15 protein-coding genes are annotated in these 16,459 nt (G+C 46.6%); 2 read left to right on the plus strand and 13 right to left on the minus strand.

All coding sequences use genetic code 11. The features are described from left to right. Positions 1-176: 176 nt before the first annotated feature. Both recU and QRD89_RS09980 read left to right on the plus strand, forming a co-directional pair. Entirely contained in the window at positions 177-767 is a 591-nt protein-coding gene (gene recU, locus QRD89_RS09975) for a Holliday junction resolvase RecU (RefSeq protein ID WP_286095169.1), read from the plus strand. A 16-nt stretch (positions 768-783) separates the two neighbouring features. Further along, the gene (locus QRD89_RS09980) at positions 784-3,435 is read left to right on the plus strand and encodes a PBP1A family penicillin-binding protein (RefSeq protein ID WP_286095170.1); all 2,652 of its coding nucleotides are present in this window, start codon (positions 784-786) and stop codon (positions 3,433-3,435) included. 13 nt (positions 3,436-3,448) lie between these two features. On the opposite strand, the gene nth is transcribed toward QRD89_RS09980, so the two are convergent. From nth to bshA, 13 genes are all read right to left on the minus strand, one after another. Then, a complete protein-coding gene (gene nth, locus QRD89_RS09985) occupies positions 3,449-4,123 on the minus strand; it encodes an endonuclease III (protein WP_008638498.1) in 675 nt (224 codons plus the stop codon). A gap of 8 nt (positions 4,124-4,131) precedes the next feature. Continuing rightward, positions 4,132-4,827, minus strand: coding sequence for a DnaD domain-containing protein (locus QRD89_RS09990; RefSeq protein ID WP_008638500.1), 696 nt, complete (start codon positions 4,825-4,827; stop codon positions 4,132-4,134). A 99-nt stretch (positions 4,828-4,926) separates the two neighbouring features. Beyond that, positions 4,927-6,219: an asparagine--tRNA ligase gene (gene asnS / locus QRD89_RS09995; protein WP_008638503.1), complete on the minus strand. Its 1,293-nt coding sequence runs from the start codon at positions 6,217-6,219 to the stop codon at positions 4,927-4,929. Positions 6,220-6,240: 21 nt separating this feature from the next. Next, positions 6,241-7,425, minus strand: coding sequence for a pyridoxal phosphate-dependent aminotransferase (locus tag QRD89_RS10000; RefSeq protein ID WP_286095171.1), 1,185 nt, complete (start codon positions 7,423-7,425; stop codon positions 6,241-6,243). Positions 7,426-7,439: 14 nt separating this feature from the next. Continuing rightward, positions 7,440-7,976 carry a cell wall elongation regulator TseB-like domain-containing protein gene (locus QRD89_RS10005; RefSeq protein ID WP_152413403.1) on the minus strand — a complete coding sequence of 179 codons (537 nt, stop codon included), beginning with the start codon at positions 7,974-7,976 and terminating at the stop codon, positions 7,440-7,442. Further along, positions 7,930-8,100, minus strand: coding sequence for a YpmA family protein (locus tag QRD89_RS10010; protein ID WP_008638509.1), 171 nt, complete (start codon positions 8,098-8,100; stop codon positions 7,930-7,932). Before QRD89_RS10010 ends, QRD89_RS10005 begins: the two co-directional genes overlap by 47 nt. An 87-nt stretch (positions 8,101-8,187) precedes the next feature. Then, a complete protein-coding gene (dinG, locus tag QRD89_RS10015) occupies positions 8,188-10,986 on the minus strand; it encodes an ATP-dependent DNA helicase DinG (protein WP_286095172.1) in 2,799 nt (932 codons plus the stop codon). A gap of 84 nt (positions 10,987-11,070) precedes the next feature. Next, entirely contained in the window at positions 11,071-11,460 is a 390-nt protein-coding gene (panD, locus tag QRD89_RS10020) for an aspartate 1-decarboxylase (protein WP_026577365.1), read from the minus strand. A gap of 25 nt (positions 11,461-11,485) precedes the next feature. Next, on the minus strand, positions 11,486-12,340 hold the full coding sequence (gene panC, locus QRD89_RS10025; protein ID WP_008638516.1) for a pantoate--beta-alanine ligase: 855 nt from the start codon (positions 12,338-12,340) through the stop codon (positions 11,486-11,488). Positions 12,341-12,351: 11 nt separating this feature from the next. Then, positions 12,352-13,173, minus strand: a complete 822-nt coding sequence (gene panB / locus QRD89_RS10030) for a 3-methyl-2-oxobutanoate hydroxymethyltransferase (RefSeq protein WP_286095173.1) — start codon at positions 13,171-13,173, stop codon at positions 12,352-12,354. Continuing rightward, the gene (locus QRD89_RS10035) at positions 13,166-14,158 is read right to left on the minus strand and encodes a biotin--[acetyl-CoA-carboxylase] ligase (protein ID WP_286095174.1); all 993 of its coding nucleotides are present in this window, start codon (positions 14,156-14,158) and stop codon (positions 13,166-13,168) included. The genes panB and QRD89_RS10035 overlap by 8 nt, the downstream gene beginning before the upstream one ends. Next, positions 14,134-15,339, minus strand: a complete 1,206-nt coding sequence (locus QRD89_RS10040; protein ID WP_286095175.1) for a CCA tRNA nucleotidyltransferase — start codon at positions 15,337-15,339, stop codon at positions 14,134-14,136. The genes QRD89_RS10035 and QRD89_RS10040 overlap by 25 nt, the downstream gene beginning before the upstream one ends. After that, a complete protein-coding gene (gene bshA, locus QRD89_RS10045) occupies positions 15,332-16,459 on the minus strand; it encodes an N-acetyl-alpha-D-glucosaminyl L-malate synthase BshA (protein WP_008638524.1) in 1,128 nt (375 codons plus the stop codon). The genes QRD89_RS10040 and bshA overlap by 8 nt, the downstream gene beginning before the upstream one ends.

A 16,459-nucleotide genomic window follows, 5' to 3' on the forward strand; every position in this document is an offset into this window, starting at 1 on the left:
CACGTTTGATGATTCCGGGTATAACATGCCGGTGCTCCCCAAAAAAACTTGTCGGTTTTGTGAAAAAATGAAACTTTTTTGTTGTTCACACGTCTAACATATTTGAACCATTTTGATATATCCTTCGACCCTTATTTTTGTTATGATACTCTCATGGCTATAAGGAGGGATGGCGTTTGAATTATCCCAACGGGAAGCGCGCTATAAAGCATTCGCTCGCCCCAAAAGGTAAGACGAAGACAGATTTCAGCAACCGTGGGATGTCTTTGGAAGAGGATATTAATGTGACCAACGAGCACTACCTTGCGTCTCAGACAGCCGTGGTCCATAAAAAACCGACACCGGTACAAATTGTAAATGTGGATTACCCGAAACGAAGCGCTGCCGTTATCAAAGAAGCATACTTTAAACAAGCTTCGACGACAGACTTCAATGGAGTTTATCGCGGGAAATACATCGATTTTGAAGCGAAAGAGACGAAAAACAAAACGTCCTTTCCCTTAAGTAACGTACACCAGCATCAGATCGATCATATGAAGGCGGTTCAACTTCACGGCGGCATCAGTTTTCTGATCGTCAAATTCACCCCTTTGGATGAGGTCTATCTCCTCCCTGCTCAAGATTTATTCGTTTATTGGGACGAGCAGTGGCAAGGAGGTCGCAAATCGATTCCCTACTCCTATATTAAACAAAAAGGAAGCTTGATTCCTTTCCGTTATCAGGCACGGGTCGACTATGCTTCTGTACTCGATAAGCTCTATTTTTGAAATGGAGGAAAGATAAATGTCCAACGACAGCCAATCGCGTTCAGCACGAAGAAAGCAAGCTCAAAGCACGAAAAAAGGAAAAACCAAGAAAACCGGAAAAGTAAAACGTATATTTATGATCCTCTTTACCATCGGCTTACTTCTGGCCCTCGGTGTAGGACTATTATTCAGCTACTACATCGTCACAGCACCGGAACTCGATGCATCGAAATTATCCGTTCCTTTCTCTTCGAAAGTGTACGATCAAAATGATGAACTGGTTGCTGACCTTGCCAGCGATGAAAAAAGAACGAAAATTACTTATGACGATATTCCACAAGTCATGGAGGATGCGGTTCTTGCGACAGAAGACGTTCGCTTTTATGACCATATGGGAATCGATTTCCGACGAATCGGAGGTGCCGTCATTGCGAACATAACCGGCGGCTTCGGAGCACAAGGTGCCAGTACTATAACCCAGCAGGTTGTCAAAGAGTCGTTCCTTTCCCAGGAGAAGACGCTTAAACGTAAAGTCCAGGAGCAGTACCTGGCAATAAAACTCGACCAGGAATACACAAAAGAAGAAATTCTTGAAATGTACCTGAACAAGATCTACTACGGGGACGGAGCCTACGGTGTCGCGGTAGCGGCCGAAACTTACTTCGGCAAAAAAGACTTGAGCGAACTCACGCTCCCGGAAGCCGCTCTGCTTGCAGGACTGCCTCAGCGTCCAAGCGGATATATGCCATACGATCATCCTGATTTGGCACAAAAACGAAAAAACACCGTCCTCAGCCTGATGGTCCAGCACGGAAAGATCACCGAAGCGGAAGCGGAAGAAGCGCGTAACGTGAAGGTGGAAGATATGCTTGTCGAACGCCAGACGGAAAAAGCAACACCTTACCAGGCGTTCATCGACCGCGTGGAGGAAGAAGTACGAGAGAAAATGGATGGTGCGGAAATCTATGAGGATGGATTGAAAATCTATACCACTCTTGATACCGACGCACAGGATAATGTCCAACAAATGCTCAGCAACGAAGGTCCAATCGCGTGGCCGGATGATGAACTTCAAACAAGCCTAGCAGTTACGGATACTAAGACCGGTGCGATCCGCGCCATCGGCGGGGGACGCAACTATCAGAAAGGCGGTTATAACTATGCAACAGATATCAATCGCCAGCCTGGGTCGACGTTCAAACCGATAACGGCTTACGGCCCTGCCATCGAATATGACAAGATCTCTACGTATCACCAAATTAAAGATGAGAAAACCGATTTCGGTAACTGGAGCCCAAACAACTTCGATAATCAATTCCGCGGATGGGTTTCTGCCCGTTATGCTTTAAGCAGGTCCTTAAATATTCCGGCTATTAAAACCCTTCAGGAAGTAGGCGTCGGCAAAGGGCAGGACTTTGCGGAAGGATTAGGCATCGACTTCGGTGAAGATGGAATGGCCTTAAACGATGCAATCGGCGGCGGTAATACCGGCGTCAATCCGGTTCAACTTGCCGGTGCGTATGCCGCATTTGGTAACGAAGGTGTGTATAATGAGCCGTTCACGGTAAGAAAAGTAGAAGTTCCCGGAGAAGGGACTATTGACCTTACTCCAGAGCCGGAATCAGCGATGAGCAGCTACACTGCTTATATGATTTCAGACATGTTGAAAACGACCATGACAGAAGGTTCAGGGCGTGCCGCCAATATTTCCGGACTCCCTGTAGCTGGTAAAACAGGAACCACCAACTTTGGTGATGTGGCACCTGACTCCTGGTTCAGCGGCTATACGACGAATTATACGATATCGATCTGGACCGGATACGGAGAGGATAATTCACGCGGATTGTCCGATGCTTCGAAAGATATTCCGAAGCAGATCTTTAAACCACTGATGACCGAGTTGTCGCAAGGGGTGGAAACGAAAGACTTTAGTAAACCGGACACCGTTGTTTCCGTCGATGTAGAAGAAGGATCCAATCCTGCACGTCTTCCAAGTGCCTATACTCCGGAAAGCAGAATCGTGACCGAATTGTTCCACGTTGACAATCAGCCATCTAAAGTTAGTAAGACGTTCCAGAAACTGGATTCCGTTAAAGGATTAGCTGGTAAATTCAATGAAGAAACAGGAAGCATCGATCTGAGTTGGAAATATGGAGATGCAGATGGAGTCACCTTCCGGGTCGCAGCATCCATTGACGGCGGAGAGAGCAGAGAACTTACGACTACCGGTGATACAAGTCTGGAGATCACCAATGTCAATCAAGGTTCAAGCTACGAATTCTCCGTTACCGCCATCAGCAGCGATGAGGATGCTCAAAACAGCGATCCTGCTACCGTCCGTGTCGATACCCCTGGTTCCAATGAAGAACCGGAAGAGGAAGCAGAAGAACAGGACGAGTCGCAGGAAGAGAACACCGAAGAACAGCCGGAAGATGAACAACAGCAGGAGAACGAACAGGAAAATCAAGATCAAACGGACGACAGTGGAAACGATCAAGGAAATGAAAACGAAAATGATTCAGGTAACAACGGGCAAGGTAACAACGGCCAAGGAAACGGCGGGCAAGGCGGAAATAATAACGGCTCAGACGAGCAGCAAACGCCTGAACCTCCTCAAGAGGAACCACCAGCTCAAGACCAACCTGCCGATCAGCCCGATCAACAGCCGCAGGAAGAACCTGCTGCCTAACAAAAAAACACCCTCATTCGAGGGTGTTTTTTTCATGTTGTGCTTTTTTACGCATACGCTTTTGACCTTCTCTGCATAAATCCAGCAGAGGACAGGCTTCACAGTTCGGGCGTTGTGCTTTGCAGTGATAACGCCCGAAGAAAATCATCCGATGATGGGTATCGCTCCATTCCTCTCTCGGAATTTTACGCATTAACGTCTTTTCCACTTCCAACACAGAATCCTTCCATCTGCAGATCCCAAGCCTTTTTGACACCCTTTCCACATGGGTATCGACAGCGATCGCAGGTTCCCCGAATGCGACGGATGCGACAACGTTCGCCGTTTTCCTTCCTACTCCCGCCAGACTTTCCAGCTCTTTTTGAGTAGGCGGTACTTGACCGTCAAACTGGAGGATGAGTGTTTCGGATAATTTCTTGATGTTTTTCGCTTTATTCCGGAACAGTCCAATCCTTTTTATATCGTCCTGCAGTTCTTCCAGGGAAACATCAATATAATCTTCCGGTGTCTTGTATTTGGCAAACAACCCGGGGGTTACCTTGTTCACAAGGGCATCTGTGGCCTGTGCAGACAAAACGACAGCAACGAGCAGTTCAAACGGATTACTGTGATTCAGCTCACATTCCGCCTCCGGAAACATTTCTTCAAAGGTATCTAAACAGTAACGAATTTGTGTTTTATTCAGCATAACGGTTCTTAAGAGTCCTCCTCCAACCAGTTATAATACAACGATATATCCTTTTTCTTACTTTCCTGCGGACGCGTCTGTCTTGGCTGCTGGCCCTGTCTGAACTGCTTTCCCTGCTCCCTCGCCTGTTCGACAGTCCGAATTCCTTTCCTGTTCCACTCTCTTAGAATACGGTCAATATATTTGAAGTTCAATTTACTCATCAAAACAGCTTCCCGAAGCGCGGCTTTAATCAGTGCAGGTGATTGTTTTTCTTCATCCAGCCATATATTAATGGTTTCAATTTCAAATGGAGACAACGGCCTTCCAAACTCCTGTTCAAACAGCGGGAATATATTTTCATTGTAAGAAGCGGAACTACTCGTTTGGACTTCTCTCGTTACGGTGAAAAGTTTTTCAAACAGCGGTTCCATCGAGTAACTTTCATTCAAAACGTGATCGCTATGATTCTGTTCGATCGTCAGCATCCGTTTCTGGATAAGACTCCGCAATACTTTGGAACAGTCCTGAGCAGAAAGCGTGGAATGATCAGCTATTTCCTCGGGTGTAGGAAATCCGTTACCATCTGCACGGAAACGATGTATCTGCAACAAAATAACAAGTTCCGTTTCGCTTATGTTCAGCTTCTTATAATGCATCAACAAATGCTTGGGAACGACCATTTGGTTGTCCATGATGTTTTGGAAGCTTTGGTATTTAGCCAAACAAATCCCTCCGATTTTTCGTATATACCTAAATGGAATGAAAAACACCGATCCGCCAGAGGCGAGGCATCGGTGCTTCTTCCACATTTCATGCAGTTCTTAAGGGTAAAGTCTGTTGAGCAGACGCGGAAATGGAATCGTTTCACGAACATGCTCGACGCCGGCGATCCAAGCAACTGTTCTTTCCAGACCCAATCCGAATCCGGAGTGTGGAACGCTGCCGTACTCCCGTAATTGAAGGTACCATTTATAAGCATCATCCGTTAAACCGTGCTCTTCGTACCGTTGTTTCATCAATTCGAGATCATCGATCCGCTGGGAACCTCCAATGATTTCCCCGTACCCTTCAGGAGCAATCAAGTCCGCACAGAGGACAACTTCCGGGCGTTCCGGATCAGGCTTCATGTAGAACGCCTTAATTTCAGCAGGGTAGTTGGTTATGAATACAGGTTTATCATAGCTTTCGGCGATGGCTGTTTCATGCGGAGCCCCGAAGTCTTCTCCCCACTCAATGTCATCGAATCCTTTGTCCTTCAAGAGCTGAACCGCATCATCATAACTGATGCGCGGGAAAGGTGCCTGAATTTGTTTGAGCTTTTCTGTGTCACGCCCAAGTGCTTCCAATTCAATGGCACAGTTTTTCAGCACAGACTGAACAACGTGGGATACGTACTGCTCCTGAACTTCCAGGCTTTCCCCGTGTTCCATAAATGCCATTTCCGGTTCGATCATCCAAAACTCAATTAAATGACGGCGTGTTTTCGACTTTTCAGCACGGAAAGTCGGCCCGAAACTGAATACTCGACCGAATGCCATCGCAGCAGCTTCCATGTACAACTGACCACTTTGAGAAAGATAGGCATCCTCTTCAAAGTACTTGGTGTGAAACAGTTCTGTCGAACCCTCTGCTGATGAACCCGTCAGGATCGGCGGGTCGATTTTGACATAACCGTTATCGTTGAAGAATTCATACGTTGCACGAATAATTTCATTACGAACGCTCATGACGGCATGCTGACGTTTGGAACGCAGCCATAGGTGCCTGTGATCCATCAAAAATTCCGTTCCATGTTCTTTCGGTGTTATGGGATAATCGACCGCCTCGTGAATGATTTCAAAGTCCGTTACCTGCATTTCATATCCGAGCGGTGAGCGGGTATCTTCGGCAATCACACCTGTTACGTAAAGGGACGTCTCTTGTGTTAGCGCTTTGGCCTCTTGGAACTTGTCTTCTCCAATATCTGCTTTGACGACAATACCCTGCATGAAGCCCGTTCCGTCACGAAGCTGCAGGAAGGCAATTTTACCACTTGACCGCTTATTGCTGAGCCAGGCTCCAATCGTTACTTTCTCTCCTATATATTTTGCTGCTTCTTTAATAGTTGTCTTCAAAATAATACCTCCAACATTGCTTTATGATTGATGATTTTCTACGAACCGTTTGATTCGTTCCGCAGCTTTTTCCAGCTGGTCTAATGAAGTTGCGTAGGATAGTCGGACATTATCCGGACTTCCAAAGCCGGAACCCGGAACGAGTGCTACTTTCTCTTCATCAAGAAGAGCCTTCACCCATTCATCCACATTTCCGAAACCGCCTTGCTCTGCTGCCTGTTTCACGTTCGGGAACAAATAGAAAGCCCCTTGCGGCTTCACGCATGTCACTCCCGGAATTTCCACAAGCCGTTGATAAAGAACATCCAAACGTCCTTTAAATGCTTCTTTCATTTCTTCTACCTTCTCTTCAGAGCCCGTATACGCTGCCAGTGCTGCGTATTGAGCGATAGAAGTCGGGTTGGATGTCGAGTGGGAAGCCAGGTTGGACATCGCTTTAATTATGTCTTTGTTTCCGGCGGCAAATCCGATTCGCCACCCTGTCATCGAATGAGACTTTGACACACCGTTGATAATGACGGTCCGGTCGTATAATGCGTCAGAAATCTGAGCGATGGACACATGTTGCTCATCCGTATAAATCAGCTTCTCATAGATTTCGTCGGAAATGATAAGGATATCATTTTCCTCGCATACGCTGCCGAGAGCTTCCAGCTCGTCCTTGGAATACATCATCCCCGTCGGATTGCTCGGTGAGTTGATGATGACCGCTTTTGTCCGTGACGTTATAGAATTCTTGAGCTGTTCCGGAGTTAATTTAAAGTGGTTCTCCTCTTCTGCTGCCACGATCACCGGATTACCTTGTGCAAGCTTGATCTGCTCCGGATAGCTGACCCAGTACGGTGCAGGGACGATTACTTCATCGCCCTCATTCAGAAGAACTTGGAACAGTGTAAATAAGGCATGCTTCGCTCCTGTAGTTACAATAATCTGTTCGTTTGTATAGTTCAACCCTTGATCGCGTTTCAGCTTACTCGTAATACTGTTCTTCAATTCCGGAATTCCGCCAGCTGGAGTATATTTCGTCATACCTTCGTCCATCGCCCGTTTGGCAGCATCCAATATGTAGGACGGAGTATTGTAATCAGGCTCGCCTGCACCCAAACCGATTACATCGTGCCCTTCTGCTTTTAATGCTTTGGCTTTCGCTGTGATGGCCAGGGTGGTGGATGGCGTTAATGATTGAACACGTTCAGCTAATTGCATATTTTTCACTCCTATTATTGGGTTCGTTTAAAGGCGAAACGTTGATCGAAATTATCGCCGGATAATGTAAAATAGTCGAATACATAGCGGTTCTGCTCATCTATATACGTGAGCTGAAACACTGGTTCTTGTTCTTCATATCCATATTGAATATCTTTGAATTGGCATGATGCACACGATTGCTGCCACTGTTGTCTCATCGCTTCAGGAGATATTTGACCACTCATATCTTCCACCTTCAGCACCTTCTTTTCAGAAAGGTCGAGAAAGGCAAGTTGCTCTGTGCCATTCTCTGTACTTCCCTTTACGATATGGATAGGAATGTTACCGTTGTAGGTTGACACATTCTCCACATTTGCAAGGTCCGTCTCTGCTAATGCGAGAGCTTCCGCCTCTGTCTGACCAGCTTCTCTATCGTGACTGATGCTCGTGTACATCCATACAAGGAAGGAAACACCAAGAAGCAGAACCACCGCCAGAGCTGTCAGAGAAAACCACACCCACTTAGGTACGGTAAATCGTGAAGACTGCTGTCTCAGCATCGTCATCATCTAAAGCCAGTCCAAACATGAGATTATTTTCTTTTAATGTCCGATTCAAGGTATCGACGACTTTATATAAGTCGTCTGATTTCTGAATCCTGACGGTCGATAATGTTTCAATTTTTTTGTCCATCGTCAAACCTCCATGGTACTTTGTATTACCAGTATTGAATTTCCCGTCTTACATTATAACAGTTTCTATTGATTTGTTCTGCGCTTATTACAACCAATTTTCAATTTTATCAATGAGCTGACGTGTGGATTGATAACTTACCGGCACCTCCGGGAGCGAGTCCAGGAAGTGTTTTCCATATTTGGCCTCCATAAGGCGCTGGTCACAGATGAAGATGATTCCTCTGTCGCTGTCACTTCGAATTAAACGACCGAATCCCTGCTTGAATCGAATAATGGCGTTTGGCAGAGATTTCTCCATGAAGGAGTTTCTCCCTTCTTTCTTGAAACGGTCTTTCCGAACCGCCTGCACAGGCTGATCAGGCGGTTGGAATGGCAGCTTGACCATCATGACGCAAGATAAATCATCACCGGGGATGTCCACCCCTTCCCAGAAAGAACTCGTACCGAGCAGAATCGATTGATCGAACGCCTGGAAGTTTTTCTTAAGCCTGTCACGACTCCCACTCGAAATACCCTGAGCAAAAATCATGAATTCTTCGGGATCAATAAATTCTTTAAGCAGCAGGTAGGTCTTCTTCAACATATCGTAGGAGGTGAAGAGGACAAGCATCCTGCCTTTGGTCACCTGCGCGATAGAATACACGGCTTCACTGATTGCTTCAATGAACGATTCAGGATCGTCTTTTACACTTGGGAAATCGTTCGGTACCATTACTTGAACTTGGTTGCGGTAATCGTAAGGAGAAGGAATCTGGACTTCCATGGTTTCCTTTAAATCCAATCCAAGGGAACGCCTCATATAGTCAAAGGAATGATCGGTGGCGAGCGTCGCACTCGTTAAAACGACACTCTCTTTTTTATGGAACAATTTCCTTTGGAGTAACCCGGCTACGTCAAATGGCTCACTGAAAAGATAGATGGAGTTTGCCGCACCTTCCCCTTCAATTTCAATCCATTTCACTTCGTCTTGGTCCAAGTCGAAATAATGAATCAGCTCTAAACGGACCGTCCTGCACAATTCCAGCTGGGTTTGTATCCGAGTAATGACCACGGGAATGCCATTATCTTCTTTCAAGGAAAGAAGAGTGGCAAGTTTCTCTTCCATAGCTGACATTTGAACGACCATTTTCTGAACGGCAGCAAGAAAACGATGGGACATTTCTTTCGCTGTTGTAATAAAAGACGGCAATGCCGAAGGCTGCAGCAGAAACTGCATTCTTCCTACATCGCTTCTTCCCTTATCGGAGCGCTTCTCTTTTTTTACATTCTGGTGTATATATTTGGACAGCTGACTCAATTCTTCTTTGGCCTCATCGACAGCGTACTGGCCTTTACGCAAGTGTTGAGAAAAGCCGGTTGGAAGCTTCCACGGTCGGTACATGCCCTTTTGGAATATCTCCCCGCATTGACTCAAATGACGCTGCAGTTCTTTGTAATCCATCCGAACTCCGAAATAACGGTTTGCCACCGACTCCAAGTGGTGGGCTTCATCGACGACAGCGCACGAATATTCCGGTAACACAGGGTCTTCCCTGACCATATCCATACAAAACAAAGCATGGTTCGTAATGATCAAATCCGCTTCCAAAGCCCTTTTCTGCGCCCATTGAAAGAAGGAATCATCTATGTAGCCCAATTGCACATTCTTCGATGACTGCTCAGCGGAAACTTTATGCCAAAACTGTCTTCCATTGGAAGGGAGTTGAATTTCATCTACATCACCAGTGCGCGTCCGTGTCAGCCATACGAGAATCATCCCTTTAGTAAGAGCAATATCATAGTTGTCCTGACTCGAATGCTCCAGTTCATAACGAAAATGAACGAGACTGATATAATGCCCTTTCCCTTTATAGAGAACGGCTTTCAGAGGCCTTGGAAACATCCGTTCAATTTTAGGGATTTCATCTTCAAGCAGCTGCTTTTGAAGGGAGGTCGTGTACGTTGTGATGACAACTCGTTTCTCTTCTTTTAAGGCATGAAAGGCAGAAGCAAGCAGATAAGCAACGGATTTTCCCGTCCCAGTCCCGGCTTCTATAATTGCGTGCCTCTTATTCTCCAGCGCACGATAAACGTGGTCGGTCATCTCCTTTTGACCAGCACGGTTTTCATAACCCTGAACGATGCTCTTCAATCCTTCATTCCCTTCGTAGACCTGGTTCTTCCAATTACGGAAATCCAGAAGGCGCGTTCCAGAAACATCGGTGCTCCTCTGCAGCTGTTTCCGGATGGGAATCCCGTGATGGATGTCGAATTCCCGACTAACAGTTCGTCCGTACCGCTTACCTTCCATATATTTTATTAAAAACGGCCGAAAATCACTTTTAAGCTTTGGTTCCACCTTTATAAGGTGATCGAGCGTCTTTTCAGGTAAACCCTCCATTTGCCCCAATAAATAGAGCAGTAAATCAGATGTTACCTGAGCATCGGATAGTGCTCTGTGAGGGCGGTCATGCCCTAATCCAAGACGTTCAGCCAGCTGACCCAGTTTGAATGTCGGGGATGTGGGAAGCATAAGTCTGGCGAACTCCACCGTGTCGATGATCGGGTTATGTAGTGGCGGAAGTCCGCATCGTTTAAATTCGTCGTTAAGGAAGCCTAAATCGAACTCAATATTGTGCGCTACTATGTAGGCATGGTCAAAAAGAGGATGAATATCCTCTGCAATTTCTGAAAACAGCGGGGCTTCCAGGACATCCTCTTCCTTAATTCCTGTCAGGGAAGATACAAAAGGAGGGATCTCTCTTTCTGGATAAACAAGGGAGGAAAATTCCTCCAACGTTCTGCCCTCTTCCGTGACGACCACGACCCCTATCTCGATAATCCGGTCCCCTTTAGAAGCTGCGTTTCCTGTTGTTTCTAAATCTACGATTGCAAATGTAGTCATGTCATCCCCTACTTTCGTTCACAAAAAGCAAGGACCCTCACCTATCTTAATCGGCAAAGATCCCATGTTCTTCCTGGTATCTGTTCATAAAGGTATTGCCTGTAACGGTGGCTCTTCATCCACTACTTGTTGAATCTGGTTATCCGCATCCATTAACGCGATTTTCGGACGGAAGCTGCTTAGCTCCTCTTCCGAAAGCATCGCATAAGCTACGATAATTACAATATCATCTTTTTGAACAAGCCTTGCCGCCGCCCCGTTCAAACAAATCACACCCGATCCGCGCTCTCCAGCAATTACATAGGTTTCCAATCTGGCTCCATTGTTATTATTCACCACCTGGACCTTTTCATGTGGCAAGATCCCGACGGCATCCAACAAATCATGGTCAATCGTAATACTGCCGACGTAATTTAAGTTCGCTTCCGTTACGCGGGCCCGATGTATTTTGGCTTTCATCATCGTTCGAAGCATGCTCTGTTCCCCCTGGTTCCTGTCCTTATCCCCGGTCCGGTCGAAAAACAATATTATCGATCAAACGTGCCTGGTCATAAAAGACTGCCGCCGCAAGTATAACCTGTCTGTTAACAGCCTTAACCGGCTCCAGTTCCGGATAGGACAATAATTCAATATAATCTATCTTACCACGAGTTCGTTTCTCAAGAAACTCCTGGACTGCATTCAGCACAGGAGCACTTTCCACCTCGCCGTTCAATATCATTTCTTTGCCTTTCAGGAGGGCTTGATAGATAGCTGGGGCTTCCTGCCTTTCCACTTCCGAAAGATTAACATTTCTGCTGCTTTTCGCAAGCCCATCTTTCTCCCGCACCGTTGGAACTGGAACCAATTGTATCGGGAAGTTAAAATCATGGACGAGTGCATCCACCACTGCATACTGCTGGGCGTCCTTCATTCCAAAATATGCTTTTGTAGGCCTTGCAATATGAAACAGCTTTGTAAGGACGGTCACCACTCCGTCAAAGTGCCCGGGACGGGATTTTCCACATAAGACATCCGTCCGTTTTGTCACTTCCATTCGAATGGAAGGTGTTTCGGGATACATGGTTTCCGGGGTTGGCATAAATAACAGATCGACACCGGCTTCTGCAGCCAGAGCTGCATCGCGCTCTTCATTCCGAGGATAACCGGCAAGGTCTTCCGCTTCATTAAATTGAAGTGGGTTTACGAAAATGCTCAACAGGACGATATCGTTTTCTTCCCTTGCCTTCTGCAAAAGACGTAGGTGTCCTTCATGCAGATAACCCATCGTCGGAACGAACCCGATGGTCTTCCCTTTCTTAACAAAACCTTCCACCTTCGACTGCACGTCACTGATTCGATTCAAAACATCCATACTGCTTCTCCTTAATCTTCCGGTAAGTCCGAAACATCCATCGTATATGTATGTTTCTCTTCTGGAAACGTTTTTTCTTTCACTTCCGTCACATAGGAATGGAGCGCTTCTCCAAGAATCTGATTGCTGTCCATATAGGACTTCACAAATTTAGGAAGGCGTGTCACTCCGTACTGGAGCAGGTCATGATAGACAAGGACCTGACCGTCACAATCCACCCCTGCCCCGATACCGATTGTAGGTATGGAGAGTTTAGCCGTGATGAACGCTGCAAGCTGCCGCGGCACGCACTCCAGTACAAAAGCCATTGCACCTGCTGATTCAATCTCCAAAGCTTCCTCGAGTATACGGGAAGCATCCTGTGAATTTTTCCCTTGGACTTTGTAGCCGCCGAGAACGTTGACCGACTGAGGAGTAAGCCCAATGTGCCCGACTACGGGGATTCCTGCTCGGATGAGAAGTTTCATCGCTTCCGACACTTCCCCGCTGCCTTCAAGCTTCAGCGCCTGTGCGCCCGACTCTTGATATAACCGTTTGGCATTTCTCAACGTATCTTCCTTAGAAATGTGGTAAGACATAAACGGCATATCGATTACTTTGAATGTATCTTTTGCACCACGGGCTACGGCCCTTCCGTGGTGGATCATATCATCCATCGTTACTGGAATTGTAGAATCATAGCCAAGGACGGTCATCCCCAAGCTGTCTCCGATTAAGATCATATCGGAACCGGCATCTTCCGCCATCTTAGCGGAAGGGTAGTCATAGCTTGTAACCATGGCGATCTTCTCCTGACTTTTCTTCATCTGCAGAAAATGACTTTTGTTAAGCATGATAACCTCCCTTTCCCCAATGAATTTCAGCGGAATAAAGTTTTTCTTCTTTTCCTTCCTTGTCTCTGGCCAGCAGAGCTCCATCCGGTTCTATGCCGACAAGCACTGCCTCCCACGTCCGCTTCATCGTAGAAATGGTCACATCCTCCCCGATCCGGTATCCATAATGCTCCCACTCTTTTTTGACACGGTCGAACCCAAACTTCAGGAACTCTTCGTATGACTGTTCCAACAAGTGCAGAATATGCTGGATGGTGGTTTGAATGTCCCATTCCTCTCCTGCTTCCACTCGCAGTGATGTCGCTTTATGATGAAGTTCTTCCGGTATTTCTTCCCTACTTTGGTTGACGTTCATCCCCATCCCGAGAACGATATACTGGATTGTATCCTGTTCCGCCTGCATCTCGGTTAGTATACCGGACACCTTCTTATGATTAATCAGAAGATCGTTCGGCCATTTGATTTTCGGCTCAAGACCGGATCGTTCGGCGACCATCTTAGCCAACACGGTTGCTGCAAGCAAAGTCAGCTGTGGTGCCTGTACAGGTGGGAGATCGGGTCTTAGAAGGATACTCATCCATATCCCCTTCCCTTTCGGAGAATACCAATTTCTAGCCATCCGTCCTTTTCCTTTCACCTGCTCATCCGCGATCACAACCGTACCATGAGGTTTTCCTTGTTTAGCCATTTGATGTATGACGTCCTGCGTGGACTCCACTTGATCATAATGATGCAGTTCATGACCAAGCCATTTGGTATCAAGTCCCCATTGGAGGGTATTGCCGCTGATCTTATCCGGCGACGAAACAATTTTATATCCCTTTTTCTGCACCGCTTCAATTTCGTATCCGTCATTCTTCAATTCGTTCATATGCTTCCAAACAGCAGTCCTTGATATGGCCAGCTGCTCGGAAAGCTCCTGACCGGAAATGTAGCCCTCTTTTTGATCCAGCAGACGGATCAGTCGTTTACGGGTGGATTCCATGACACAGCCCACTCCTTTATCGCGTCGTATTCATTTTTCAATTTACCTGTAACAATCTCGTACTCCATCGCTTTCATCTTATCTGCAATCCACGGCCCTCTTTTTTTGTCCGGGAACATTGCAATTAGATCTTCCGCTTGAAAAGCTGCTTCCTTCAGCGTTTTAATTGGGAGTTCTTCATAAAGAGCATGGAGATCGGATAATACCTTTTGCTCCTGTGCCGTCCCCTCTGCCGCTGCCAGTCTACTGAAAGATGGAAACAACTCGAAAGGAAGACGGTACACGAGCCAGGGGCGGATGGCGTTCTGCTCCTGATAAGTGCAAAAAGCCTCCGTCAATTGGTCTGCTTCCCGGCGGATCCGGTTAGAGAGTTTCCACTGCTTGACGAATTTTGCCGGTGTGCATTCTGGAGACCTCAAACATAGAAATGCCGCCAATTCCCCCCAGCTGACAAGCCTGCCTGAAGGGATAATAGTAGAAAGTTCCATACCCTGAAGGATTGGAAGCTCCTGCTTAAGGCTGGTACGCTCCAACAGCTGCAACGATTCTTTATAACCTTCTCCGGCGTACAGCTTTCTCATTTCTTCCGCAATTCGCTCAATGGATATGTGACGGAGCATCGATGCTTCTTTCTTCAATGCATCCTCTGTTTTCTTATCGAGCGTATACAAAAGCTGACTGTGAAACCGGGCAGCCCTCATCATCCGTAAAGGGTCCTCCCGAAAACGCTGGACAGGATCTCCAACAGCCTCAATCCGTTTAGCGTCTACAGCTTCTCTCCCGTTGAATGGATCTATAATTGTTCCATGTCGATCCATTGCCATTGCATTAATTGTGAAATCCCTGCGGGCAAGATCGTCGGAAATGGAGCGCACGAACGTCACTTCATCCGGATGCCGAAAATCGGAATAGGTTGCTTCTTTACGGTACGTTGTCACCTCATAAGATTCAGACCGGTAGCGGACGATGACCGTTCCGTGTTCGACGCCGACCGGTATCACTTTGTCGAAAATCTCCTGAATCCGTTCCGGTGGTTCTGATGATGCTATATCGATGTCCCCTACAGGACGACCACTCAAATAGTCCCTGACTGCACCTCCAACGACATAGGCTTCTCCTCCAGCCGCTTCTATTTCAGCCAAAACCTCGAATGCCTCACGGAAAATAGAATTCCTACTCATCCTTCAACACCTGTTCATAGAGGTTTTCGTACTGTCTAAGTATCGTTTTCGTTGCAAACTTCTCTTGAGCCAGCCGCTTTGCTTCCTTTGACATGGATCGATGAAGCTCGCGGTCTTCCAGAATTCTGTTGGCGAAGTGCGCGATCTGCTCGATATTTCCAAGTTCCGTCACATAGCCGGCTTCACCATGGGTGATCACTTCCGGTATACCCCCGACATTGGTACCGATGCAAGGTACCCCGCACGCCATCGCTTCCAAAAGAACAAGCCCGAAACTTTCTTTTTCTGACAGGAGCAATTTAAGGTCGGAAATGGAAAGCAGGTCACTGACGTTATCCTGTTTTCCAAGGAAAAGGACCTGTTCTTCCAATTCATACTCTCTGACGAGCTGGTGACAGTCGGAATACTCGGGACCGTCCCCTACAAGAAGCAGTTTAGCCGGACGTTCCGCTGCCACTTCAGCAAAGGTGTGTATGACATCCTGTACACGTTTGACTTTTCTAAAGTTTGAGATGTGAATGAGAACGGACTCATCTTCTTTAATCCCATACTGTTCTCTCAAGCCGAAATTGTCTTTTCTATGATATTCCCGTTCATCTACGAAGTTATAGATGACGTCGATATTACGGTCTGTCTGAATCATTTCTTTCGTTTGCTCCACAAGGCTGTGGGAGACGGCTGTTACTCGATCGGACGCTTCAATACCAAATTTAATCATCTGTTTTAAAGCGGAATCAATACCGAGTACCGTAATATCCGTTCCATGCAGCGTGGTAATAATCTTAACATCCCGTTGACACATTTGTTTGGCTAAAATAGCACAAATGGCATGCGGCATGGCATAATGAACGTGAAGGATATCCAATTCTTCCCTGTTTATAACATCGGCCATTTTGGCAGCCAGCGCTAAATCATAGGGTGGATGTTGAAAAACGGGATAATTACTGACCTCCACCTCGTGGTAGTAAATATTGGGATACACCCTGTTCAGCCGGAAGGGGACCTGAGATGCGACAAAATGGATTTCATGGCCTTCTTCTGCCAGAAGTTTACCTAACTCTGTCGCAATTACCCCCGAGCCACCAACCGTGGGATAACATGTGATTCCTATTTTAGCCAT

It is taken from the genome of Halobacillus sp. ACCC02827, from assembly GCF_030291935.1.
GTDB lineage: Bacteria > Bacillota > Bacilli > Bacillales > Halobacillaceae > Halobacillus.